Source organism: Parapedobacter luteus (assembly GCF_900168055.1).
Lineage (GTDB): Bacteria > Bacteroidota > Bacteroidia > Sphingobacteriales > Sphingobacteriaceae > Parapedobacter > Parapedobacter luteus.
The window spans coordinates 314,744-338,668 of sequence record NZ_FUYS01000001.1 but is presented as its reverse complement, the minus strand read 5'-3'; the positions used below and the strand labels follow the sequence as shown (position 1 = coordinate 338,668).

General features: G+C 50.4%; 23 protein-coding genes. 5 read left to right on the top strand and 18 right to left on the bottom strand.

Features of this window, described 5'->3' with window-relative positions; all coding sequences use genetic code 11:
- The first annotated feature begins 75 nt into the window (after nucleotides 1-75).
- Entirely contained in the window at nucleotides 76-1,008 is a 933-nt protein-coding gene (locus B5X72_RS01425) for an SDR family oxidoreductase (protein ID WP_079715018.1), read from the top strand.
- Nucleotides 1,009-1,023: 15 nt separating this feature from the next.
- Nucleotides 1,024-1,548, top strand: a complete 525-nt coding sequence (locus tag B5X72_RS01420; RefSeq protein WP_079715017.1) for an acyl-CoA thioesterase — start codon at nucleotides 1,024-1,026, stop codon at nucleotides 1,546-1,548.
- Between the two features lie 22 nt (nucleotides 1,549-1,570).
- Here the strand turns inward: B5X72_RS01420 and B5X72_RS01415 are convergent, their stop codons facing one another.
- The 7 genes from B5X72_RS01415 to B5X72_RS01385 all read right to left on the bottom strand — a co-directional run bounded on the left by B5X72_RS01415 (nucleotide 1,571) and on the right by B5X72_RS01385 (nucleotide 6,707).
- Nucleotides 1,571-1,783: a hypothetical protein gene (locus tag B5X72_RS01415; RefSeq protein WP_079715016.1), complete on the bottom strand. Its 213-nt coding sequence runs from the start codon at nucleotides 1,781-1,783 to the stop codon at nucleotides 1,571-1,573.
- A 99-nt stretch (nucleotides 1,784-1,882) separates the two neighbouring features.
- Nucleotides 1,883-3,823, bottom strand: a complete 1,941-nt coding sequence (locus B5X72_RS01410; protein WP_079715015.1) for an ATP-binding protein — start codon at nucleotides 3,821-3,823, stop codon at nucleotides 1,883-1,885.
- Nucleotides 3,824-3,880: 57 nt separating this feature from the next.
- Nucleotides 3,881-4,288, bottom strand: coding sequence for an EVE domain-containing protein (locus B5X72_RS01405; RefSeq protein WP_079715014.1), 408 nt, complete (start codon nucleotides 4,286-4,288; stop codon nucleotides 3,881-3,883).
- A 49-nt stretch (nucleotides 4,289-4,337) separates the two neighbouring features.
- On the bottom strand, nucleotides 4,338-4,688 hold the full coding sequence (gldC, locus tag B5X72_RS01400; protein WP_079715013.1) for a gliding motility protein GldC: 351 nt from the start codon (nucleotides 4,686-4,688) through the stop codon (nucleotides 4,338-4,340).
- 51 nt (nucleotides 4,689-4,739) lie between these two features.
- Nucleotides 4,740-4,988 (bottom strand): hypothetical protein, encoded by a 249-nt coding sequence (locus B5X72_RS01395; protein ID WP_079715012.1) that lies wholly within the window; start codon nucleotides 4,986-4,988, stop codon nucleotides 4,740-4,742.
- Nucleotides 4,985-6,325: a DEAD/DEAH box helicase gene (locus B5X72_RS01390; RefSeq protein WP_079715011.1), complete on the bottom strand. Its 1,341-nt coding sequence runs from the start codon at nucleotides 6,323-6,325 to the stop codon at nucleotides 4,985-4,987. Before B5X72_RS01390 ends, B5X72_RS01395 begins: the two co-directional genes overlap by 4 nt.
- A gap of 31 nt (nucleotides 6,326-6,356) precedes the next feature.
- Nucleotides 6,357-6,707 carry a hypothetical protein gene (locus B5X72_RS01385; protein WP_079715010.1) on the bottom strand — a complete coding sequence of 117 codons (351 nt, stop codon included), beginning with the start codon at nucleotides 6,705-6,707 and terminating at the stop codon, nucleotides 6,357-6,359.
- Between the two features lie 173 nt (nucleotides 6,708-6,880).
- Here B5X72_RS01385 and B5X72_RS01380 point away from each other — a divergent pair, with 173 nt between their 5' ends.
- Nucleotides 6,881-8,050 carry a glycosyltransferase family 4 protein gene (locus tag B5X72_RS01380; RefSeq protein ID WP_079715009.1) on the top strand — a complete coding sequence of 390 codons (1,170 nt, stop codon included), beginning with the start codon at nucleotides 6,881-6,883 and terminating at the stop codon, nucleotides 8,048-8,050.
- Between the two features lie 32 nt (nucleotides 8,051-8,082).
- Here B5X72_RS01380 and B5X72_RS01375 read toward each other — a convergent pair whose 3' ends face one another.
- Both B5X72_RS01375 and B5X72_RS01370 read right to left on the bottom strand, forming a co-directional pair.
- Nucleotides 8,083-9,327 (bottom strand): dipeptidase, encoded by a 1,245-nt coding sequence (locus B5X72_RS01375; RefSeq protein WP_079715008.1) that lies wholly within the window; start codon nucleotides 9,325-9,327, stop codon nucleotides 8,083-8,085.
- Between the two features lie 97 nt (nucleotides 9,328-9,424).
- Nucleotides 9,425-9,841, bottom strand: a complete 417-nt coding sequence (locus tag B5X72_RS01370; protein WP_139378478.1) for a hypothetical protein — start codon at nucleotides 9,839-9,841, stop codon at nucleotides 9,425-9,427.
- 186 nt (nucleotides 9,842-10,027) lie between these two features.
- Here B5X72_RS01370 and B5X72_RS01365 point away from each other — a divergent pair, with 186 nt between their 5' ends.
- A complete protein-coding gene (locus B5X72_RS01365) occupies nucleotides 10,028-10,585 on the top strand; it encodes a TetR/AcrR family transcriptional regulator (RefSeq protein ID WP_079715006.1) in 558 nt (185 codons plus the stop codon).
- A 50-nt stretch (nucleotides 10,586-10,635) separates the two neighbouring features.
- A complete protein-coding gene (locus B5X72_RS01360; RefSeq protein ID WP_079715005.1) occupies nucleotides 10,636-11,544 on the top strand; it encodes an NAD(P)/FAD-dependent oxidoreductase in 909 nt (302 codons plus the stop codon).
- 44 nt (nucleotides 11,545-11,588) lie between these two features.
- On the opposite strand, the gene B5X72_RS21110 is transcribed toward B5X72_RS01360, so the two are convergent.
- The 9 genes from B5X72_RS21110 to B5X72_RS01325 form a co-directional block, all read right to left on the bottom strand.
- Entirely contained in the window at nucleotides 11,589-11,723 is a 135-nt protein-coding gene (locus B5X72_RS21110; RefSeq protein ID WP_255539679.1) for a hypothetical protein, read from the bottom strand.
- Nucleotides 11,724-11,826: 103 nt separating this feature from the next.
- Nucleotides 11,827-13,080, bottom strand: a complete 1,254-nt coding sequence (locus tag B5X72_RS01355) for an MFS transporter (protein ID WP_245826771.1) — start codon at nucleotides 13,078-13,080, stop codon at nucleotides 11,827-11,829.
- Nucleotides 13,077-13,952, bottom strand: coding sequence for a zinc-binding dehydrogenase (locus B5X72_RS01350; RefSeq protein WP_245826793.1), 876 nt, complete (start codon nucleotides 13,950-13,952; stop codon nucleotides 13,077-13,079). Before B5X72_RS01350 ends, B5X72_RS01355 begins: the two co-directional genes overlap by 4 nt.
- Before the next feature lie 4 nt (nucleotides 13,953-13,956).
- Nucleotides 13,957-14,160: a hypothetical protein gene (locus B5X72_RS20905; RefSeq protein WP_217698073.1), complete on the bottom strand. Its 204-nt coding sequence runs from the start codon at nucleotides 14,158-14,160 to the stop codon at nucleotides 13,957-13,959.
- Nucleotides 14,161-14,185: 25 nt separating this feature from the next.
- Nucleotides 14,186-15,466, bottom strand: a complete 1,281-nt coding sequence (locus tag B5X72_RS01345; RefSeq protein ID WP_079715004.1) for a PHP domain-containing protein — start codon at nucleotides 15,464-15,466, stop codon at nucleotides 14,186-14,188.
- A 19-nt stretch (nucleotides 15,467-15,485) separates the two neighbouring features.
- A complete protein-coding gene (locus tag B5X72_RS01340) occupies nucleotides 15,486-16,991 on the bottom strand; it encodes an alpha-L-fucosidase (RefSeq protein ID WP_079715003.1) in 1,506 nt (501 codons plus the stop codon).
- Nucleotides 16,992-17,016: 25 nt separating this feature from the next.
- Complete coding sequence (locus tag B5X72_RS01335) at nucleotides 17,017-18,636, bottom strand: GxGYxYP domain-containing protein (protein WP_176146051.1); 1,620 nt, start codon at nucleotides 18,634-18,636, stop codon at nucleotides 17,017-17,019.
- A 26-nt stretch (nucleotides 18,637-18,662) separates the two neighbouring features.
- Nucleotides 18,663-20,405, bottom strand: a complete 1,743-nt coding sequence (locus B5X72_RS01330) for a RagB/SusD family nutrient uptake outer membrane protein (protein WP_079715001.1) — start codon at nucleotides 20,403-20,405, stop codon at nucleotides 18,663-18,665.
- A gap of 33 nt (nucleotides 20,406-20,438) precedes the next feature.
- On the bottom strand, nucleotides 20,439-23,777 hold the full coding sequence (locus B5X72_RS01325; RefSeq protein WP_176146050.1) for a TonB-dependent receptor: 3,339 nt from the start codon (nucleotides 23,775-23,777) through the stop codon (nucleotides 20,439-20,441).
- Between the last annotated feature and the right edge of the window lie 148 nt (nucleotides 23,778-23,925).

Below are 23,925 nucleotides of genomic sequence, written 5' to 3'. Positions count from 1 at the left end.
GCTGCACAAAAGTATTGCTATCTTTGGGCAAAACGTTTCGACACACGGATCACCATTACATAAAGAACTCAGCAGATGACTAATGGCATATCATTAAACACAAAAAAAATCCTTGTCACGGGAAGTAACGGCCTTTTAGGCCAAAAAATTACGGATTTGGCGCTTGCTGACCCAGCCATTGACCTGATAGCCACTTCCAAGGGGGAAAACCGCCATCCTGTGAAAGAAGGCTATTCATACATTGATCTGGACATCCTCAATGAGCAACGGCTTCGAGAAGTCGTTGCTGAATATCGGCCGGATGCCATCATAAACACCGCTGCAATGACCAATGTGGATGCCTGCGAACAGGATCCTGAAGGCTGCCGGAAGCTGAATGTCGGCGCAGTCGCCGAACTGGCATCCTTAAGCGAAGCGTTTGGCATCCACCTCATCCACCTGTCCACAGATTTTATTTTCGATGGCGAGGAAGGACCTTATGCAGAGGACGCTATCCCCAATCCCTTAAGCCTTTACGGTCAAAGCAAGCTGGATGCTGAGCGTATCATCCAGCAGTCACATAGCAAGTGGGCCATCCTTCGCACCATACTGGTATATGGTGTGGTAGCCGATATGAGCCGCAGCAATATTGTGCTGTGGGCCAAGGGTGCACTGGAAAAAGGGCAACCGCTCAAGGTCGTCAACGACCAATGGCGCATGCCCACCTTAGCCGAGGATTTGGCGCAAGCCTGCCTCCTTGCCGCCACCAAAGAGGCGGAAGGCCTCTATCACATTTCAGGCAAGGACATGTTTTCAATCGATGAACTGGTAGCGGCTGTTGCCGATTTCTGGGGGTTAGACAAGTCCCTGATTAGCCAGGTAAGCTCCGCTACGCTGAACCAGGCGGCACCCAGGCCCAAACGTACAGGTTTCCTATTGGATAAGGCACGTACCGTGCTTGGATATGAGCCGCACAGTTTTTCGGAAGGGCTGGCAGTGGTAGACCGTCAACTGAAAGCGGAAAAATAATTTCATCTTTACAACATGACCCAGAAGTTTGCCCGCGAATCCTATACCATCATGAACGAATTGGTACTCCCCAATGATACCAATACACTCAACAACTTAATGGGAGGACGCCTGCTCCATTGGATGGATATTGCCGCTGCGATCTCCGCCCAAAAGCATTGCAACCGTATCGTAGTAACTGCTTCTGTAGATAATGTGTCCTTCAAACATCCGGTAAAGCTGGGCGACGTCATCAGCATTGAGGCGAAGGTCACCCGCGCGTTCAACACTTCCGTGGAAGTACGCCTCGTGGTGTCGGCGCAGAACATTCCCTCGGGTACCAAGATTCGGTCAAACGAAGCCTTTTATACGTTCGTTGCAATTGATCAGAATGGCCGTACAATTACTGTCCCGCAGCTGATACCCGAAACCGATGAGGAGAAAAAATTGTACAATGAGGCACTGCAGCGGCGAGAGCTCCGGTTGATTCTGGCGGGTAAGCTCAAACCGAAAGACGCGAAAGAACTTCAGAACCTGTTTCGTGAAGTGGTAAAAGAATAGGTCGCCGGCGCGACATCTATCATTATCTCCTTCGCGGAATAACCAGCAGGACCACACCGGCTACCAATATTATCCCGCCAACGTAAGGCGACCAGTTGACCCGTTCTTTCTTGTCAGCGGAAATTTCCACTGAACCGATATCAACGACTTTTTCTTTGCGCGTAAACGAGAAGCCGGTCCAGGCCAGCATGATTGCGCCAACGACAACTAAAATAATTCCTACGGTCCTTGCCATATGGTTGCTTTTTGAAGTAACCAACAAAGTCTGCGGGAAAATGTTTTTATTTTACCGAATCCCGGCTTGCATACCACGGTAATCCATCGCCAAACCTCGTTACGGCTGCGTAACGCTACCGTCCGTGGCCGACGCCGGCAAGTCTGCATCATGCCCATCCACCAAGGCAAGAGGAAGGCTGTAGTAAAAGCTGGCGCCTGCATCGTCGTTGTTCGCCGCCCACAGGTCACCGTCCATTGTTGAAACCATTTCGTGGCAGATTATCAGCGCCAAGCCCGAACCGCGCGATTCGGAAGCCTGCTGGCCAGCGGGCTTATCTTTCTGGAACAAATAAGGCAGTACATCTGCAGGAATACCCCCGCCGTTGTCGGCAATACACACCGTGATCTGATGGTCCGCATCGCGCAGTGTGGCGGTGATGGCCAACTGCCCTTTTTCAGGCGCATGTTTGACGGCATTGTGGATGATATTGCGGTTGACAAAGAGTAGCATTTCCCGCTGCGCTTTTACTTCATACATTTCCGGAACGAACAGCATGACCTCAAGCTGTTTCTTCGCTATCACACCGCTGTTGAATGCCAATGCCTCGTCGATGTTGTTCTTAAGGTTCACAACCGAAGGGGAATAAGCCAACCCGATCACCTGCAGCTTCATCCAGTGTAGCAGGCCATCCAATGCTTGCAGCCCCGTATTGGCCGATTGGTAGATTTGGTCAAACACATACAGCAAATCTTCCTTGCTCATATATTCCGTGATGCCTTCTCCCCTCATCATCAGGATGGATGAAAAGGGCTGACGAAGGTCATGCGACAGCATGGAAATGAGCTTTTGGTGGAATTCATTGTTTGTCTCCAACAACCTGTTTTTCTCCTCCAGTTGTTTATTGGTGATTGCGAGGCTCGCCGCCAGCTTACGTTTCAGCCGGTATTGCCTATACACCGCCACGATAAACGCCACCGCCAGCACACATATTGCCAGGAGGAGCATCAGCCATGTGCGGCGCAATTGGTGCTTTGCAGTTGCGATTTCGACTTCCTTTTCCTTGATGGCCAATTCGAGGAAGCTAATGCCTTCCTCTTGGTTGTCCAACTGTTTCTGCCTGGACATTTCCAATAGGATATTCCCATATTCGTTGGCTTTGGCGGGCATGGGCCGTTGGCGTTTCAACGCTTCATAAGCCTGTGTCAGCGTATGGTAGTGCAGCACATCGTACCCCGTGTTTTTCGCAAGCGCTATCGCGGCTTCATAATAATGCAGTGCGCTATCGACATCCAATTGCAGAAACATGTTGCCCATTTCCATGTAGGACATTGCCGTGAGGTACTCATATCCTTTCTCCTGCGTTTCCCGGATCACCTCGTGCTGTTCGGCTATGACCTGCCTGACATCCATCCCCTTGAAGAATTTCATGGCGGTACGCGCTTGCTTGATGGAAAGCATGACACGCTCGTCCTTATTCTTCGCCGCAATGGCATGCGCTTTGTCATACAATTGGTTGAGTTCGGGAAGTGTGGCGTGGAAAGATTTGGGAAACGCCATATTGAGGATGATCGAGGGCTGGATGGAGTCCTGCTTCAACTGCAGGCTCATCTGATAAGCCTTTTCAAACTGCGACAGTGCCTGATCCGGCTTGCCTTCGCGGCCGAGCAGCACACCGATGTTCATCGTTACTTCGCAGACCTTCTCTTCGATGCCCAATTTCTCGAAAATGGCCAAGGACTCGTTGGCATACTTATAGGCAAGATACGGGTTGCCCTTTTCGATGTAGTAAAAGGCCAGGATATTCAACGCTTCCGCTTCGCCTCGCTTATCGTCTATGCGCTTGGCCAACTCCAGGGCGCTTGCACTGAAGTAATAGCAGGAATCCAACGAGCGATTGACATACATCTTGCCCAAACGCACGAACGTCTTCATTCGTTGGACACTGTCCGTCGCCGCGTCAGCTTGTCCCCTTAATGCCGTTATTTCCTTTACCTGTCCTTGCCCCGGCAGTCCCGAGCCCAGGAACAACAGGATCAAAACAAGCTGTATCCGACTCATCGTTCTCGCTTTGAATTTGAACCCATACCTGCCGCCGATACCGTCAGCCGCAATTTGTCAACCCGCGCCCAACGCCACAATACGGTCGAATTCTTCCCTCGTAAGAGGCATCACAGAAAGTCGACCTTGGCGTACCAAGGCTATATTTTGAAGTAGGGGATCGGCTTTAATTGTTTCCAACGTGACAGGTTTTTTGAGCGTTTCCACGGGAGCCAAATCTACGACAACCCAACGTTCGTCAGTCGTGGTCGGATCCTGATAGTACTCCTTCACCACCTTAGCAATGCCCACCACTTCCTTGCCTTCATTGCTATGGTAAAACAAAACCAAATCGCCTGTTTTCATCGCCTGCAAACTGTTGCGCGCCTGATAATTGCGCACACCGTCCCAAAAGGTTTGCTTGTCCTTAAGAAACTGCTGCCAGCTGTATTTGAACGGCTCTGATTTTACTAAAAAGTAGTTCATAACTGTTGTGCTTTTGCTTGCTTTGGGGTCTGGGCTTTAGGCTTATCGGTTAATTCTGCTTCTGCGTTACTTCCATTTTCTCCGCAAAATGCTCGCAATAATCGCGCAGGTCGCCGATGACGGCTTTCGCCATGGCGTCATCTCCCGAGGCACGGATAAAGGTATCTCCCAAGGTTTGCAACGTTTCATAGAAAAAACGCTTCATCTCATCCAACGGCATATCTTTGGTCCATAGGTCGATGCGCAAAGAATTTTTATAGTGGTGGTCCCACAAGGCCAGAAACATAGCCTTAGCCGGCAAGGCCTCCGTGCTTTCGCCATCTGTCGATTCCCAGGTAATATTATCCGGAACGTTATTGTCGTCCAGTTCGATAGTTAGTTTTATTTCTGCTTTTTTCATTATCGTTTAGAATAATTTGTTAATCCATAATCGGCTCGCCATTGTAAGGCGCTACCACGCCCTTAAAATCCAAACCAACACCACTACCAGCAGCACGAATACGCCTTCGGCCATCCACACGCGTTTCAGGTTGCGGAGCATCAACCTGAAGAACTGGTCGGCGGCAACCAATACCAACAAAAGTAACAAAAACCACCCGGCTGTACCCATTCCGATTCCTTCGGCGACAATTTGCCACAGCAACCAAGTCATGAGCAACGCCGATGCGATATTCAGTGGAGTAATCCTCAGCTGTCTCATCGCTTCTTCCGGATCGACTTTGGTTTGCCTGCATAGGCTGTATTCCGCTTAGTTTTTTGCGGGGACCGGCCGTTCTTTTTTTGATTGGCTACCTTCTTTTCATGGAACGCACCTTTAAATTCCGGATTATCCTTCCGTTTCTGTGCGTCTATTTCCCGTGCTATGGCCTGCCGTTCTTCAAATCCGGTTTCGGCTATTTCCACCCCTTCGGGGATATCAGCCACCGGAATCTGTTGGCGGATTAGCTTTTCGATTTTACGGATGTAATATTCCTCTGCCGGATTGCAGAAGGTGATGGCATCGCCCGTCTGGAATGCACGGCCCGTACGGCCTATACGGTGCACATAATCCTCGATGACGATGGGCACATTGAAATTGATTACATGGCTCACGTTGCTTACATCCAGGCCACGTGCCGCGACATCCGTGGCCACCAGTATCCGGATATCGCCTTCCTTAAATGCGTTGATGGAATTTATCCGCGTGTTTTGTCCTTTATTGGCGTGGATCACGCGGACGTTTTCCGCACCGTATCTACGTTCGACAAAACTGAATACGTTGTCTGCCACCGCCCTGGTCTTGCAGAACACGATGAGCCGGTGCAGTGTTTCATCGTCCTTAAGCAAGTGCTGCAGCAAATTGATTTTAGTTTTAAGGTTGGGAACGTAATACAATGTTTGTCTTACTGTTTGAGCCGGCGTGGCCTGTTCGGTCACTTCTACGATGGTTGGGAACGCCAGGAAGTCCCCCGCAATTTTGTGCACCAGTTCGCTCATGGTGGCGGAGAAGAGCAGATTCTGCCGCTTTCGGGGCACCACCTCCAATATCCTGTGCAGTTTACCGATGAATCCCATATCCATCATTTTATCTGCCTCATCCATCACGAGCACTTTCAGGGATTTGGTGGCAATATGCCCCGCGAGGTACAAGTCGAGAAACCGACCCGGCGTAGCCACGATGATATCCACGCCCTGTTCAAGCGCCGTAATTTGCGTTTTAGGGCCAAGGCCGCCGTAGAGTACGACCGTTCGCAAGTCTGTGTATTTAGCAAACAAACGGATGTTTTCTTCGATTTGCATGGCCAGTTCGCGTGTCGGCGAGAGGATAAGTGCCCGCGCATCATTGCCTTGGGCATAATTGAGTTTCATCAAAATCGGCAACACGAAAGCCGCAGTTTTACCCGTGCCTGTCTGTGCTATGCCCATGACATCCTGGCCCGACAAGATCGGCGGAATGGCTTTCCGCTGGATGGGCGTTGGTGCCGAATACCCCGCATCCTCGATGGCATTCAGGATTTGTCTGTTGAATTTGAAATCCGAAAAGGTATTCCGCTCCATCCCGCAAAGATAGCAAAAATGAAGGTATTGCTTAGTTCTTTCGTTTCACCAACAGTACTTCATCATTATCCAGCAGCAAATAGCCGTATTCATAACAAAAGCGGTATTGGCTGCCGTTGTTGGTTTCATACATGTCGGTGATGTAGTCAAAATTAAAACCGGCACTGACAAGCGTTTTCCACCTTACTTTTACCTTGCCTTCAGGATTAAGGGTTTCGAGAATCTTCCGATTCCGTTTCAGGATACTATTTACTCGACGGAGGTAGCCGTTTTCTTCGGCATTCCGCCTGTTGTTGTAGTTGCTACGGCAGGCGTCATCGCAGAATTTCTTGTCAGCACGGCCAGCCAACGGCTCACCGCAATCTAAACATTTTTTTTTCATAGGCGAGGGTTACGTTTGACAATATGCTTAGATGATGGCTTAAAGATAAGGTTTTTTCCCCAAGGCGCAATAACGGGTGCACGACCGCTGTTTGCAGATTGCTCAAAATCCGAAATTTGCCGTGCGCCCCCCGATAACGCCTTACATTTCGTAGCTTTGCCTACATTCACGCTATGCGTATACTCATTCTACACAACCACTATCAGGACCCCGGGGGCGAAGATGCGGTTTTCGAGCAGGAACGGATCTTACTCTCCACCACGGAAACGGTGTCATCCCTCACGTTCAAGAACCGAAAGGGGTGGCGGGGAGTGTGGCAGACACTATGGTCGCCATGGAATGTGTGGGCTGCCCAACGGATAAAACAAGCCATCCAGCGCCATCAGCCCGACCTTATCCACATCCATAACCTGCACTATGCCATCGGGCCCATTGCGGTTGTTATTGCCAAACGGATGGGTATCCCCGTCGTGATGACGCTGCATAATTATCGGCTGTTATGCCCATCGGCCACATTGTTCCATCATGGAAAGCTGTTTACATCAAGCCTGCGTGCGCAGTACCCTTGGAAGGCTATCCGGTTAGGCGTACATAGTCATTCCATATTCAAGACGTGCTGGCTGGCCAGCACCACTTGGCTACATAAAAAATTAGGCACCTGGCAACAGGTCGATCGGTACATTACGCTGACGGACTTCGCCAGGCAACTATTTATTGTTTCATCGTTCAATGTCCCGGCGGAAAAATTTGTAGTTAAGCCGAATTTTGTGACCCGAAGCCGGCAATCCGGGCAACCACGGGAAAAACACTTCCTGTTCGTCGGGCGCCTTACGGAAGAAAAGGGCGTAAAGGTATTGCTGGATGCGTTTAGCACTACCGGTCTCCGATTGCGGATTGCGGGCGATGGCCCACTGCGGGAGCTGGTCAAGGAAGCGACAAAAAAGCAACCCCATATCACCTACCTGGGCGCGCTGCGGCCAGCAGCAATCGACGCCGAGTTGGCCAGCTGCACGGCACTCGTTTTTCCGTCAATTTGGTACGAGGGTATGCCCATCACGTTGCTGGAAGCGTTCGCCGCGGGCACGCCGGTCATTGCCAGCGATTTAGGCGCCATGCGGTCGATGATTACCGAAAAGCAAAACGGATGGCGTTTCCCTGCCGGTGATGCAACCATCCTGCGCCAGAAGCTCCAGCAATGGCTTGACCTGGATGAGGCATCCAGGCGGCGGATCGGCAACGGTGCCAGGCTGACGTACGAACAGCACTATACAGCCGAGCGGAACAAAGCGCGCCTGCTCGATATCTATCAATCGGTCACCGCACAACGTCCCCGGGCAACCTGATGCCCCCCAGGAGCCGCCGCAATGCCATGCCATCACCCCTTGTTCAGTTCGGCGGCAACACGCTGGGCCTCCTTCATCACTCGGAAAAAGTTTCCGCTCCAGATTTTTTTGATGTCTTCCTCACTATAACCGCGCTTGACCAACTCATAGGTAATGTTGCCCATCTCGCTCACATCAAACATACCCGTAACACCGCCGCCGCCATCCAAGTCAGGGCCAATGCCTACGTAATCGACACCTACAAGCTTGACGATGTGGTCGATATGGTCCACCACAGTCTGTAGCGTAGCAAGTTCTTCGGGAAATCTTTTATTGATCTCCTGCATTTCCGCAGCCCTCGCCTGCTGCTGCGCCTCGGATAGTTCAGCGCCCCTCGGATACTTTTCGCGGAGGGCCTGCAAGGCTTTAGCACGCCCAGCGTTGCCCGCTTTCAGGTAGCCGCTAAGCATATTCATCTGGACCACGCCGCCTTTGGCCGCTATTGCTTTAATCTGGTCGTCCGTAAGATTGCGTGGATGATTAAACAGCGCTCGCGCCGAGCTATGGGTAGCCACAATGGGTGCAGCGGAAAGCTCCAAACAATCCCACACGGTGCTGTCAGACGTATGCGACACGTCCACAATCATGCCCAGACGGTTCATTTCCTTCACCACTTCAACGCCGAACGGACTAAGTCCGCCATGTTCGGGCCCTTTGGGATCGGTTGACGAGTCACAAATATCATTATTGCTGGTATGGCAGAGCGTCATATACCGGGCACCCAGATCATAATAGGTCTTCAGCAGAGACAAATCGTTGCCAATAGCCCATCCGTTTTCCACCGCGGTAAATACCGCGAACTTGCCCGCTTTTTCCAGTGCCATCGCCTCCTCGGGGGTCGTTGCAAATCCAGCGAAGTCAGGATGGTCATCCGCGATCTGATGAACAATGTCAAAAAGCTCCAGCGCACGTCTCTTGGCATCCGCATTGCCCGCCGGTGTACGGGGTCCCTGCCCGAGGTATACCGCAAAGAACATGGCATCCATACCACCTTTTTTGATCCGCGGAAAATCTACCTTAGAGCCAGTCGTGCGGGGGTTGTGTTCCTTGGTCACATCAAAGTCCGGCCGTGCGTGCAAAAGCATCGGCAAGTCACAATGCGTATCGAGCGTCAAGGCAGAAGCATGGATAGCATCGGCCTTGGCTTTGATTTGTGGATCATTGTACGTTTGACCGAAAACGGCAACGGTTGACAGCACGATGCTGCCCAATGTGATAGGCGTAACAATTTTATTCATAAAAAACGTGTCGATAGTGGTATTATTTGTGTTTCTGCTTCTAAAACTAAACAAAGATCAGCACTTACGCCCATCTTTTTATAAAAATGTTGCAAAATCACGCCTCGTCAGCAAGTTCCTGCTCGATATGATTCAATACTTGAACATCTTCAAAGTCGATTTGACCGGTTATTTCGTGGCTACGCTCCAAAAGCCACTTCGATCGCCCTAAAAGCGTGCACTTCGCTACATTGGACGACTGCTGCAGGGCATCGTGATACAACAATAACGCCAGCGGACGCAGCTGCAGTTCATGCAATCGGTCAACCGTGTCAAGCAGCGTCTTGTCCGGTAACCGGAGCATATCCACGCGCCTGATGTCAAAGTATTCCTCGTAAAGCAACGCGAGATCATCCTGCATCTCGGGCAAAGCGTCATCCAGGGCTGGACTGCCCTTGCTTTTGATCCGTTCAAGCGCTTCGAAGAAACGCTTAATCAGTCGCTCAATATAATCCTCCCGGCGTGATTGGTACATGGTTCGTTCAACTTTCGGTGACGGTATACCTGGTGCATGGTTAATCCGCAAGCATCTAACCGCTGCCAAGGATAACCAATTTTTCCGTTTATGCGAAATCGTTGATACCATGACCGCCGGATTTCCACGCTTTTGACATTAAAATGTCACACAAACGAGAAATTAATCCTATAATTGTGTCATCATATGTTAGTAGACACCAAACAACGAATCGTAGATACGGCTATCGCTATTTTCAACGACGACCAGTCGGCCTCATTGGAAAGGGTAGCCGAAAAAGCGTCCGTGACGCGGCGGACACTCCATCGTTATTTTAAAGATCGCCGCGAACTGCTGGCTGCCTGTAGCAAAGACATCCGTAAGCGCTGTAGCGAGGCGATAACGGCCGCGCTTGATAATCCGGGCGATCCCGCATGGCAGTTGGAGCAGCTATTATATGCCGCGATAGATTGCGGGGTGAAATACGCTTTTTTCCATAAATTGCATCATAGCGAAGATCACGACCACCGCAGCGCCAATGATGATTGTGCGGCCTATGAAGCCATGCACCGACGCTTTCTTCAATTCATTGTACACTTACAGGAACAGGCAATCATCACCAAGCACCTTACTGCCGAATGGATATACTGCTTTTTCAGCGGCGTAGTGAACACGGCAGTGAGCGCTGACAGCACGGGTGCAGTAGCCCGGTTAAGCCAGAAGCAATTTGCGTGGTTTTCATTTAGCAAAGGAATCGGAATTTAAATTTTTTTGTACCACCATGTCCCATCTTTGAGACATTTAACCCTCTTCGTATGCAACAACAATCAAGTTTTGACGCCGTAATCGTCGGTGGCAGCTATGCAGGCCTCGCTGCCGGTATGGCACTGGGCCGGTCTATACGCCGAGTACTCATCGTTGACAGCGGTAAACCCTGCAACGCGCAAACCCCTCATTCGCATAATTTCCTTACGCAGGACGGCAACACCCCTGCTGCCATTGCGGCGATCGGACGTGAGCAAGTACTTGCCTACCCTACGGTACAAATTGTGCATGACGAGGTCATTGATGTCTCCGGCGAAAACCTAAGTTTCCAACTAAAAACAGCCACGGGAAAGCAGATCGCGGCCAGAAAAATCGTGTTTGCAACCGGCATCAAGGATCAGTTGCCAGCAATCGACGGGTTTTCCGCATGCTGGGGCATATCTGCAATACATTGCCCCTATTGCCACGGCTACGAATACCGCAATCTGTCCACCGGCCTATTGGTCAATGGCGAGATGGCTTTCGAAAAAAGCAGGTTGATACACAACTGGACTAAGCAGCTCACCGTATTTACCAATGGTGAGCCGACAATTGCCGACGATCAGGTCAGGCAACTCACAGCTCTGGGAATTGCCGTGGTGCCTACCCCGGTGCAACGGCTCGTACATACATCAGGCCACATTGAACACATCGTATTGGCAGACGGCAGCACATACGCGCTAAAAGCGCTGTACGCCGCGCTACCCTTTGTGCAGCACAGCACATTGCTGGAGCAGTTGGGATGCGAATTACTGGATTCGGGGCACGTCAAGGTGGATGGCTTTCAGCGAACCACAGTGCCGGGCATATACGCAGCAGGTGACAACGCCGTAAAGATGCGCAGTGTAGCGTCAGCAGTCGCAGCAGGAACCACCGCCGGTGCGTTTGTCAACCATGAGCTGATCAGTGAAGGACTGTGACCACCTTGTTGGCAAGACGTCGCACTCCTTCTGTATGGGGAGTACTAATGCAGAAGGTAGTAGATAAACTCGCCCATACTTTTACCAAATGCATAAATGGCATAAGCAGAAAGGGCAAACAGACCGATTCGTACCACTTTGTTTTCCAGCAGGCGGCTACTTTTTCGTATGTCTATCATCACAAGTTTACTTAAAACAATCCTAGTATCTTTACAAAGGTACATTTTTCTATCGATTATGTGATAGCTAGAACAATTGCACTTATCGCTTATATCAGCACGGTCAACCGGATACTTGACGATTATCGGCACGGACAAGCGAAATGGAAATGGCCGATAAAGCCGCGATTACTGCAATAGCCGCAAAGATGGAAGACGTACTTTGGCTCCAGTCCACGATATAACCCAGCATCGGTTCGCCAACTGCGGCAAAAAAATAAGCCGTAGTGTTCATTACCCCGATACCGGTGCCGGTGTTCGTGCTCCCCAGCAGTTCCGGGCACAACGCCCAGAAATTCGCTTGCGGACCATAGACAAAGAAGCCCGTGAGCAACATCAGCACGCCACTGAGCACAACGTTTTCAATAGGTGCCCAATAGATCAGCATCGCGAGCAAAGCGCTGGCTACCATTCCGAAGCGTATAGACGCTAATTTATTGTGCTTAAACAGCGTATCGGATATAATGCCGAATGCCAATGCCCCGAATGCCATTCCCACCGGCATCAAAAAAGTGACCCACAGATTGGTTGAGTCTTCTTTCCAGCTATGCCCAAGGTAATGGATAGGCACCCAAAAAATCAGGCCGTAGCGGGCCATACTCTGAAAGCCGATGGCTACACAAGCAGTCAAAAAACTACGGTTGGAGAAAACAGCTGCGTACCTTGACTTCAACGTGCCGCGTGGCGCCGGCGCGGGAGAGCCATCGTCTTTTTTTTGGACACTGCCGTACCCTTTGTCTGACGGCTTGTCGCGCGCAATAAAAAAAAAGACCACCGATGCAACAAGCAACAAAAGTACAGGTATGCGGAAAAGCATCTGCCATTCCATGCCTGCTTGCAGGAGGTAGATGGACAGCAGATACGTAACAGCGGAAGAGGAGCCGGCAGCCATGGTATAGAAGCCGAACGCCTTGCCGTGCTCGGCTTCTGACCACCAATTGGTAATCAGTTTACCCCCAGGTGCCCAAGCCATGGATTGGAAGTACCCATTCAGCGCCCATAGCAGGATCACGGTGGTGGGTGACTGAGCATAGCTGACCGCAAAATTGGCGAATACCGACAGGATGGCGCCTAAAGGAATCATCATTCGTGGGCTGAAGCGGTCGGCAAGGTTTCCGTTGATAAACTGACCGATGCCGTATCCGATAAGCATCGAAAAGCTAATCCATCCGATCATGGCGTAAGGGATGTCCAGTGCCGTGGCCATCCCCTGTGCCGCCCACCCAAAGTTATGTCTGCCCGTATAAAAAAACAGGTAGCAGAACATGGTGACGAACAACATCTTCCATTGTTCTTTTCGGAAATTCCCCGCCATCATTCCCCTATTCTAATACCCACACGTAGTGGCTTATGAGAAATCGCATATTCAAACGCCTGCTGGGCCTGCGAAAGCGGGAACTCTTTTTCCACCACGCTTGAAAATGGGTATTTCAGCGTATTGCGTGTCATAAAATCGAGAGCATATTGAATATCTTCATAGTTATAGTTGTGCAGCCCCCGGATCGTTAGCAAACGCCTGACGATGCTTTCAGCATCCATGGCTAACTTACGATCACCAAACACCGCGCCGACCCATATCGCCGTTCCACCGTAGGACAGCGTTTCCAGTCCCATTTCCATCGCCTGCGGCGAACCGCTCATGTCGAAGGCGATGTCGACCGTAGCTGGAGGTATGCGCTCACCTCGACTTAAGTAGACCACTGCGTCTGCACCAAACAACATGGCTTGCGATAAGCGCCGGTCACTGACGTCTGCAGCGATGACCTGGCAAGCCCCCGCATCTTTGCACATAGCAGCGCAAGCAACCCCCAGGAGTCCCATGCCGGTGATCAATACCCGCTTACCCTGAATATCCCTAGCCATGCGCAACGCCCCAGCCACGGTAGCGATGGCGCAGTTGATCGGTGCCGCTACCGGTATGGGAATCCCTTCCGGAACCTTTAAGATAACAGTATAAGGCCGCAGTATGCAGTACTCCGCCAGACCACCATGAAAGGCGTCCTCCTCGGTCAACAGCGCGTGACCGTATTTGAACAGGTTATCCCCCTTTTGCGGCATGCCCTGCCGGGATAACTGGCAATTTGCGTCCGATGCGAAAATTGACCAGGTCACGATGTCTCCGACGCCTAAAGGCAGGCCTGCATGGTCCCTGCCAGCGTGCTGCTCATCAATAGCAATGACACGTCCCACAATTTCATGGCCCAATACAGATGGTGTTTTTTCGTTCCGTTTCCCCGGAAAAACTATGTAAATCGCTACCGCAAAGTGTCGTATAAAGATTGGCCACCAGCACTTCCCCCGCCTTCAGGCGGGGGACTTGATACGAACGCGCTTCCAGGGGCTGTCCGGCTCCGGAAAACACCATGATTTCCCCGGTGGGGTGTGTGCTTTTTTTCATCCTATTCCGCTTTCTGGCCAATGCCTCAATTTGATGAGCTGATTCCAAATGGATTGGTAAACGTCCGGTAAACGTTATCACCATCTATCCGGATGAGCTCGGCCCTAACGTAGTTTCGGATACCCGGATTGCTGTTTAGATCCAGTGTGCTGCCCTCATGGACAATGTTGCCCAAAGCCCACGGTTCGTTACTCGTCTTATAATCTGCCAACATCTCCAGGGTTTCAGGGACAGATATCCAGTTGATCTTGTCGTAATTGGAAGCCGTTATCGTGATGGTATTGTTGCGTTGGTCGATACCGATATTGTCGATGGTCGGGAATGCATTAAAATCGTATTGCCGGACGTCCGTTCGCCCGGGAGCCTTGCAAAAATAGAATTGGCCCCGCTCCATGGCATCACGGACCGCTTCGGTCGTAAATTCGTCGATGAGGAAAACGGTAAACGTATAATTGACATGGTCAAACGCATGCATGTCATTACCTCCAAAGCCCCAAACCGGGCGATCGGGCATAAGTCTGGCCAGCAATTGGTCCCACAATCCGATATCAAACTTCTCACGCTCGTCGTCATTATTGGTTACTTCGATGCCTACCAAACCATCGGCCGGATTACTGGTAAACCGCTCGACATACCATTCCACTGGTCTGCGCAGCCACCAGCTGTGCGTTTCGAGCTCGCCGGGATGGTTTAATACAGTCAGCCCTCCTTTTTCCCGGACTCCCCGGATCATGTCGTCTTCCCAGACTTCTCTTCCTTCATCGTCGGTAATTCCGCCATACGGTGCTTCGGGACCCGTTTTGTCGTAGTAAACACCGTAATCGGAAAAGTAACTGTTGATGTGATGCCTGAACGTCAGCTCATTGCCCTGAATACCGATCATGCCAAGCTCTTCAGGTGTGGAACTGCCGTAGTTTGTCCACGGCCAAGTCGGATTGGCAGGGAAATTTTTCGGTAATCTTCCGATAGGATAAGGGGTTGCTGCTTCCACGGGCAGGTGCTTCCAGCTAATCCGCTCATTGGGCCAGTTCCAGTCATGATCCGTGATGGAAAGGATGGTAAAACCTGCCTGCCTGAAGGTGTCGATGACATCCTTTACTTTATGGAAACCATCGCTCTGCAACGAGTGCACGTGCAATGCGGCATGGTGCTTTTCAAAGGTCTGCCAGTTTACGTTGCCATATGGATTGACAACGACGCGGTTCTTGCCTGTACTTGCTTTGCTTGTCGGTTTTTTATCCACTCCTTTGAAGTTTACGAATAAAAACGCAAGTGCTATTCCTAAAGAAATCTTTATATAAGTCATGTTATAGAGCTAAAATCAATTACTTTTTTGATGATTGGATAGCTGGATGCATTTCGAATCTCGCCAGCTTAAAAACAAACGCGTGTCCACCGGCAAGCTCGGTTTGTGTGATATCAGGGACTTTGATAATCAGTTGCCCGTCTCGTTTTACGGTATATGCAATGTTACCGGGGTGTCCCAAAAGCGTTATGCTGCCTGATTTTTTACCAGTTACCCGAACGGCCTGAAACTGAACCTCCTTGTGCGGCTGCCCCATCACCATGGCATATAACGCTGTGCTGTCCTTGGACAGGGTATACCGGATGTCTTTATCGGTGTAGTTGACGGCTTCTTTCGCGGACTTAGCCATCGCTATACTGGCTTCGCGGGGTGTGGGCCCTTCCCCTTCGACCAGCCACCTTCGGGTTTGGTAGATGGCCTCTCCGTTGATATCCAGCCAACCACCCAGTGCCAACAACCGATCTTCCATGATGGCAGGAATGCGCCCGTCTGCCGTAGGCCCCACGTTTAGCAACAGGTTTCCTCCCCGGCTGACCACATCTATCAGCAAATGGATAATCTGCTGACGCGTGAGGTAATCTTCAATATTCTCGTTTCTATTGAATCCGAAGGACGCACCGATGCCCCTGCATTCTTCCCAAGGATGCCGGTCAGCAAGCGGGGTGCCATTGACATCCACTTCACCGTACTCGGTGGTATAATAACCGCCGTGCTTGCTACGGGTGCCTTCACCCCACCGGTCGTTGACAACGATGTCGGCTGGGACACCGGGTTCATTATACAGCCACGCCAGAAACTCTTTGCTCTTGTACGCTTCAGCCGAGGCTGTCCACTCCCCATCGGCAAACAGAAGCGATGGGTTGTACCTTTTGACCAGGTCTTTCAATTGTGGCATCATGACTTCATCAACGTACTTTCCAATATCCCGTCCTCCTTCGGGGTCGGCAGGGGCATAATCCTTGTCGTACCAATTATGCAGGGAATAATAGTGTCCCATCTTGACACCGGTTGCGGTGACAGCCTGGGAAAGTTCGCCCAACAGATCGCGCTTCGCGCCAATCTCGACACTATTCCATCCCTTGCTGGACGGCGCCGGCCACAGGCAAAAGCCATCGTGATGCTTACTGGTTAGCACAACGTACTTTGCTCCGGCCCGCTGGAACAAGTTCGCCCAGTCGGCGGGGTCAAAGAGTTCAGCTGTAAAATGCGGTGCAAAAAGCTCATAAGGATAATCGTCGCCATAGACTTGGCGATGAAAACTACGGAATGGGCCGTCCGGCTTGTCATTGCGCAAGAGCGACCAATACCACTCGGCATACTTTCCTTTGGGTGCCCACGCTGGGACGCTGTATACGCCCCAGTGGACGAATATGCCGAACTTTGCATCGGTGAACCACGCTGGCACTTCTCGCGAATCCAGTGACTCCCAAGTGGGTTTATACGTCTGTTGGGCGATGGCGCCTGCAGTGATGCTGCAGAGCAATACGATGTATATGGGATAGACCCTTAACTTTTTGATTTTCATTTACTTGATTTTGATATTTTAATGGCTAATGACGCGATCTGTATTGTTTGTATAAGTCAACCATTTCGCCCGGCGAGACAACGACCCAATCGGCCGGAAGGGCGTTTATCGTCTGAATAATATCGCTGGGATGCGTGTATACACAAGCGACACTGAAAAAGGCCGGGGTGGGTCCGCTGTATGCGGATATATCATCCATATCCTTGTAACTGTAATTGATAAAAATGGCTTTGCCATTATACAGCTCATGCGACCGATGATTTTCCTGTACGATAGGCCGCGTCGGATCGTCATGACCGTACCCGCAAAACACACCCTCCACGCTGGGAATGGTAGACAAGGGCCGCCCCGACTCAAAGCTGTACTCCATCGTCCGGATGGTCCGGAACCTTGCGTTCTTCATATACTCGTCGGTAAGCTGGAAATACGCCTCGCGGTATTGTTCGGGCGGCGGGTATTTATAATAACCGACGCCGGTAACCGGAGTTACGTAGCTATTTTGCCCTCTCTCGGCATAAAACCACTTAGCCGCGACTGGATCCAGCTCCCACAACGTACTGGGGATTTCCCAGGCTATGGGGAAATCACCCCGCTGGGGAGTGTTAAACCGAATCGGAAAGATCTGCTGAATAAACTCATAGTTATCGCCGTCTGTCTCGGTAAAACAGATGTACTTTTTAGCAGGATCGAAAGTCAGGTCACGCACGGTCTCGCTTTCTTCGGGAACATAGGGCGGAAATCCACTGGTGTAGCTGATATTGAACGCCTCAAAGTTCGGAATACAATATTTACCCCTGCTGTTTAGGTAACGCATAAACGTGTCTTCTGAGGGCGCACCTCCGGTAACGTTCCAAATACCGTATACGGGAGCCGGTCCCAGAACCCTGTCGAAGACTTCATCGGTGAACTGTTGCTCCAGCATCGACGGATCGCCTTTCATATTGATGATGAACATCTTGTTCTTTATCAGGAAGTCGAACATCCCTAAACAATAATGAGAATTATTGGCTATGGATGCGATTACCGGCTCGCGATAAGCCACTTCTATCGCATAGCGATAGCATCCCAACCAACTATCAAATTCAGGAGTTGTTGTATTCTCGAGAATGGGCAATTCCACACCGTAAGTTGACTTTAGTATTTCATATTGACGCATGGTCAACGCGACAGCCCCATGATAGGCACATAACATCGCCGTAACATTCAGCTTTGCCACCAGGTTGTCGTTGGGCTGGGGGTACCTTGCTCCACTTACATAATTGCCGAACAGGTCATCGTCGTAAATGACACACCCGTCTATCCCGACACTTAGGAAATCCCTGACGAGCAGGTATGGGTCCTTGAACTCCGTCTTCTTTTTATCGTTGATCGTGTTGAGCCAAAACGACCGGTCGACCATCGCGCCAGGGCCATCGTATTCGACGATCGGAGTTTTCTGAATCCATATATGCGGCGCTTCACGATTGACATTCCCCTGTAGGGTGGTCACCATGAATAGATCATATAAATCCCTACTTTCCATGTCAATGTGATAAATAGTCCCCTGTTCAATCGTCACAGGCTGGGGAAGGTCAACCGAGGGCGACGGATCGCTTTTCTTGCATCCTGCAAAGAAGAGCAACGATATCAATAGTGATGAATACATTAAATTCGAATTAACCATAACTGAACTTAATAGCCGGGATTGTCCGGGGCCAGATTTGGATTATTGGCAATGCGTGCGGGAGTTATCGGAAAATAGTAGTGCCTTGCCGAAAAGCGGGCGGGAGCACCTTCATGCACATTGTCGTTGATTTCGATTTTATACTTACCCGAGTTGACATCGTAGAACGTATAGATACCGGTAAACGTCCGCGTTATTGCCTCTTCGGCAATCCGCCATCGCTTCAGGTCCCACCATCGGTGATTTTCAAAAGCCAGCTCGACCTTACGCTCGTGGCGCACCTTCTCCCGGTCGATTGCATCCAGCAGCTTGATACCCGCACGGTCCCGCAGCAGGTTGACCGCCTCCAATGCTTCCTGCTCTTTGCCAAGCGCTATTGCCGCCTCGGCTTTGTTCAATAAGATTTCACCAAGCCGGAACACGATAAAATCAATTTTTGTGCGATTCTGATCCACGGGGACCAGGGTTTCGTCCAGGTATTTAAGCACGTTAAAACCGGTGATGGCACCACCGGCGTAACCACCGGCAGTGTACGAGCGACCTTGTGCGGACTTTCCTTCATAATAACCACTGGTGATTCTGGTACCATCGGGGGTGATGATTCCTCCCCAATTCTCGATGGGCTCACCCTTCCATTCGACTCCCTCGTAGTATATCGATGCATGAAAACGCGGTTCCTTATCTTTAAACAATTCCCTTAAATCCCACGGCTGGCTGGTTGCCAGCGCATGGTCCAGCTTCCCAGAAGAACCATCGATGTTTTCAAACTCGTCGACCATTTCTAAGTATACAGACGTATTGCTACCTCCCCAGCCCGGACAAAATTGGAAAGGCGACATAAACAGGTCATAGTTGCTGGAAACATTTTCGCCGGTCAGTTGCCAGGAGAATATCACCTCACTGTTATTTTCATCAACAAAAAGCCTTCTAAAATTCTCGGCTTTATCATTCGGTAATGCATTGTATAAACTGTAAACGCCCGAGCTGATGATCTCCTGCGAGGCATCGTAAGATGATTGCCAAAAACGGGCAGCTTCGCTGGCCGGAATCCCAACCAAGCCGTTCAATGCCACTTCTCCCCAAGTCGCGATGCTGGCAGCATACATCGATGCGCGACTTTTCAGGGCTAATGCGGCGAACCTCGAGGGATAGCCGACCGGAGCCGATCGGGGTAGCTCATTCACAATAGCGTCCAGCTCATTGATGATGAAATCGTAAACTTCGATTTCCTTATTCCTTGACACAAACAGATCTTCTTCGGGGGCATCGATGGGCTGAGGCTTGTCGATAATCGGAATGCCTCCATAACGCTTGACCATGTAAAAATAGATAGTCGCACGCGCAAACCTCATTTGAGCGACCATCTGGTTCTTCATATCGTCAGGAAGGCCGGATTTCTCTTCAATTTTCTCAAGTAACTCATTGATATTGCGTATATTGCCATAATCCCACAACTCCATCAGCCCGCCGCTTTCCCTTAGCATTCCCGCTTTCCAGTGGTGATACAATTCGTGCCAGCTCCGGCCTTGCCGTCCCTCATCGGCAAGCCCTGAGGTGGGGTCCACATTTTCGAAGCCGCTACCCTCACGGTTCAAAAAGGACAGCCTGCTGTATACATTGTTGACGTATGCCTGTGCCAAAACGGGATCCGAATATACCGCGTCTTCCGAAATGATATCCAGCGGTCCCTTGTCCAACAGATCGCCGCAGGCGGTGAACAAAAAGGCAAATAATAAAACGTATGTTCTCATGATATCTTCTTATGTCTTTTGGATTAAGGTGGATTATAAGGTTAGATTCAGTCCCAATGAGTAGGTCTTCTGGATAGGATACGTCCACCCCCTCGTTGCGTCGGGAGATTCAGGGTCCAGTCCATATCTACGGAGCGGGTTTAGCGTCCACAGGTTTACTCCGGTGAAGTAAATACGAAGGCCTTTTATCCCGATCGGCTGGAGAACTTTCGAATCAAAGGTATAGCCAAACGACAGGTTCTTCAGCCTTAAATAGGAGGCATCGCGGTTCCAATAATCAGAATTCCAGTTGTTGGTTGACTGCCCTAACCGCTGGCGCGGAATGATGGCACTGGCATTGTTGTTTTCCGGTGTCCACCGCTCGTTCCAGATGACCATCATTGGTGTTCTTTCCGAATCAATATTGATATTGCCGGGTTGGAGCGTCACCGTGTAATTTGCGGCACCCTGAAAAAGTACGCTTAGGTCAAAATTCCCATACTGGAAATCCATATTGAGCCCATACATGATGTGCGGCGTCCCCCCGTTGTTGATAATAGTTTGATCTCGCCAATCGATTTTGCCATCGTTGTTGAGATCGACTAATTTGATATCTCCGGGACTCAACGTGCTATTCGCTTGTCCATCCATATCATACGGCAGATTATCGATCTCTTCCTGGCTGGTAAACAGCCCATCGCTTTTGTACCCGAAACCGATATCGGTGCGTTGACCGGTCCGTTTACGGATACGGATTTCATCCTCATCTGTATACACGACCTCGTCATAATGTTTCCACCACGATCTGGCAAGCGACATATTGGCGCTGATATCATATCGAAAACGACCACTTGTCCCCCTGGATCCCAACTGGAGCTCAAACCCTCGGGCGATCTGGCTGTTTATATTTTCACTCGGCAGGCTTGCCCCGAAAGTATTGGGCAGTGATGCGACCCTGCTTCCCAGCATGTCTTCCCGCAAACGCCTGAAAAGGTCTGCTTCGGTATAAATTTTGCCGCCGAGCACAGCCAGTTCAACACCCAAGTTTGACAGTGTCATCGTCTCCCAAGTTATGTTGGGATTGGGGAGGCCGGAAGTGACCAAAGCAGGCACCTCCTCTCCATCTACCACGTAAATACCGGAGAAGCGGAACCCCGTCAAATACTGGTAGGCAGCGACATTGTCGTACCCCATCTGACTGATACTACCACGCACTTTGAGGTGATCAATCCACGAAACATGGTCTTTAATAAATGCCTCTTCAGACATCCGCCAACCCAGGGATAAACTGGGGAAGAACCCCCAGCGTCGGTCTGCCGGGAAATTAGGAGACCCGTCATACCGTACAGTTGCTTCAGCTAAATACTTGTTTTGAAAACCGTAGTTGATCCGGCCGACGAGACTTTTGCGACCCGACTGGCTGGCCGATCCGTTGGACCTTTGATCCACAGTCCCTCCGGCAAACAGCTGGTCTATAGCCGTTGAGATATAGTGCTGGCGAAATGCAGAGAAATTTCGTCCGGCATAGTCTATGGCCTCAAACAACAACAAACCATCCACTGCGTGCCGTTCGTTGAACGTGCGGTGGTAGTTAGCCGAAAGCTGCCCCGTGATGATTTGGTTATCATCGTACGTTTGATTAAGCTGTGTTGGCTCCGATGTGCCGTGCAAACTATAGGTATCGGTTTCGTAATCATAGTTCCAAATCTCTGCTTGCTTACGCCAGATTTTTTGTTCAATGCCCTCATTGTAGTAATTGAGCTTTAACCTAAAATCCAGCCCTTCAACCTGTTTCACGTTATAATTGAGGGTCAACGCGCCGTTATAATAGCTTTTTGCTCCCTTAGAATACTCTCCGATATCTTCATGGGTGTTGATGATCGCATTATAAGGGCCGGGGGAAATGTTCGGCACCTTCGTCGGGTCTGGATAAGCTGCGGGGGCTGTTGGTCTGCTGTCAAAAAAGTCCATCCAGAACCACACTTCTGACGCGGGGCGGGATGACTGACTGACCATCTCTTTGATACCCGAAAGATCTAATGATACGGTAAGCGAAGGGGTGACTTCGATATCCAGGTTCGACCGAACGTTGTATCGGGAGTAGCCTGTGTTTCCACCCTTAAACATTCCATCCTGCCCCAGGTAATTCAAAAAGGCGTAGTATTTAGTCTTATCCGTCCCGCCGGAAACGGACAGATTATGCTGTTGTTGCAAGGCAAGCGACCGCATGATGATGCTCATCCAATCCGTATCGGGGTATTGTGGGTCTGTTCCGGCCCGGTACTTTTCAATATCCTCGTCACTGAACTTTACTTGCGGCTCAGGGATGCCCGCATTCATTTGCGCTTCGCGATACAGCGTGGCATATTGCCAGGCATTGACCGGTTTAGGGAAATTCGTAAACGATTGCCCGGTAACCAATGAATTTACGGATATAGTGGGCGCTTGGGTACTGCCTCGTTTAGTAGTCACCAATATAACACCGTTGCCGGCACGCGCACCATATATCGCTGCAGACGCATCTTTCAACACCGATATTGACTCAATCTCTTCGGGATTGATGTTATTAAAGGATTGTTCAACTCCGTCGACAATAACCAACGCCGCTCCAAAGTTGCGGATATTGAATCGTGATGCATCAAACCCGGGCTGACCGCTGGTCTGTTTCATGACGAGCCCGGGCAAGCGCCCGGCAAGCGTATTTACGGTGCTTGCTGACGGATTACGTTTCAACACGTCTCCCTTTACCGTAGCAACTGAGCCCGTGACATTGGCTCTCCGCTGCGCACCATACCCGACGATGACCACTTCATCCAAATCACTGACGGACTCGTCCATTGAAACATCAATCGTTGACTTCGCTCCTACCGCAACCTCCATATGCTTGTAGCCGACAATCGTAAATACCAACACACTTTCCGGGCCGGAGACTGTCAAACGGTATTTACCAGCCTCATCGGTGGTAGTGGCCGAAGCGGTTCCCTTGACACTTACGGTGACCCCGCCCAGCGGCTGCCCTTGTTCGTCTGTGACTATTCCTCCCACCGTTTGCTGCGCAATTTTCACTGGCGCCGAGACGTTTCCCTGCATTTTATCCACTACACCTTCCTGCACGAAAATCGTTTGTTCCTTAATTCGATAAGACAGGTTCCTTGGGACCAATATTTCGTTCAGAAACGCTTCCAATGGCATTTGATGTGCAACCACCGTAATTTTCTGGTTGGCATTGATCTGTTGGTCGTTATAGATAACGCCAAATTGGGTTTGTTCATAGATCGCTTCAAAGATTTGCCTGATAGGTTGGTCTTTGGCGGTGAGGGTAATGGTTTGTGACACAGAATGAGCGCTGACATGCAGTGCTCCTAAAAGTAACAAAGCTGTAGTTATTTTCATAACCAAGAATAAAAGACTTAGCTGTTCGTTCGCTTTGGTACGCGAAAGAGGCGTGACTCGCATTAACTTCTTTTTTTATACCGCGCACGCAAACCAAAGAACTTTTCTTAAGTTTGTGTTCGGGTAGGTTTGTAATAAACTGTTAACT

Coding starts and splice junctions, on each gene's coding strand:
- B5X72_RS01395 (WP_079715012.1), bottom strand. CDS start 4,988: ATGAGACAGCTGAGGATTACTCCACTGAATATCGCATCGGCGTTGCTC.
- B5X72_RS01380 (WP_079715009.1), top strand. CDS start 6,881: ATGCGTATACTCATTCTACACAACCACTATCAGGACCCCGGGGGCGAA.
- B5X72_RS01365 (WP_079715006.1), top strand. CDS start 10,028: ATGTTAGTAGACACCAAACAACGAATCGTAGATACGGCTATCGCTATT.
- B5X72_RS01360 (WP_079715005.1), top strand. CDS start 10,636: ATGCAACAACAATCAAGTTTTGACGCCGTAATCGTCGGTGGCAGCTAT.
- B5X72_RS01390 (WP_079715011.1), bottom strand. CDS start 6,325: ATGGAGCGGAATACCTTTTCGGATTTCAAATTCAACAGACAAATCCTG.
- gldC (WP_079715013.1), bottom strand. CDS start 4,688: ATGAAAAAAGCAGAAATAAAACTAACTATCGAACTGGACGACAATAAC.
- B5X72_RS01405 (WP_079715014.1), bottom strand. CDS start 4,288: ATGAACTACTTTTTAGTAAAATCAGAGCCGTTCAAATACAGCTGGCAG.
- B5X72_RS01410 (WP_079715015.1), bottom strand. CDS start 3,823: ATGAGTCGGATACAGCTTGTTTTGATCCTGTTGTTCCTGGGCTCGGGA.
- B5X72_RS21110 (WP_255539679.1), bottom strand. CDS start 11,723: ATGATAGACATACGAAAAAGTAGCCGCCTGCTGGAAAACAAAGTGGTA.
- B5X72_RS01330 (WP_079715001.1), bottom strand. CDS start 20,405: ATGAGAACATACGTTTTATTATTTGCCTTTTTGTTCACCGCCTGCGGC.
- B5X72_RS01420 (WP_079715017.1), top strand. CDS start 1,024: ATGACCCAGAAGTTTGCCCGCGAATCCTATACCATCATGAACGAATTG.
- B5X72_RS20905 (WP_217698073.1), bottom strand. CDS start 14,160: ATGAAAAAAAGCACACACCCCACCGGGGAAATCATGGTGTTTTCCGGA.
- B5X72_RS01425 (WP_079715018.1), top strand. CDS start 76: ATGACTAATGGCATATCATTAAACACAAAAAAAATCCTTGTCACGGGA.
- B5X72_RS01335 (WP_176146051.1), bottom strand. CDS start 18,636: ATGTATTCATCACTATTGATATCGTTGCTCTTCTTTGCAGGATGCAAG.
- B5X72_RS01325 (WP_176146050.1), bottom strand. CDS start 23,777: ATGAAAATAACTACAGCTTTGTTACTTTTAGGAGCACTGCATGTCAGC.
- B5X72_RS01415 (WP_079715016.1), bottom strand. CDS start 1,783: ATGGCAAGGACCGTAGGAATTATTTTAGTTGTCGTTGGCGCAATCATG.
- B5X72_RS01370 (WP_139378478.1), bottom strand. CDS start 9,841: ATGTACCAATCACGCCGGGAGGATTATATTGAGCGACTGATTAAGCGT.
- B5X72_RS01375 (WP_079715008.1), bottom strand. CDS start 9,327: ATGAATAAAATTGTTACGCCTATCACATTGGGCAGCATCGTGCTGTCA.
- B5X72_RS01385 (WP_079715010.1), bottom strand. CDS start 6,707: ATGAAAAAAAAATGTTTAGATTGCGGTGAGCCGTTGGCTGGCCGTGCT.
- B5X72_RS01345 (WP_079715004.1), bottom strand. CDS start 15,466: ATGACTTATATAAAGATTTCTTTAGGAATAGCACTTGCGTTTTTATTC.
- B5X72_RS01340 (WP_079715003.1), bottom strand. CDS start 16,991: ATGAAAATCAAAAAGTTAAGGGTCTATCCCATATACATCGTATTGCTC.
- B5X72_RS01355 (WP_245826771.1), bottom strand. CDS start 13,080: ATGATGGCGGGGAATTTCCGAAAAGAACAATGGAAGATGTTGTTCGTC.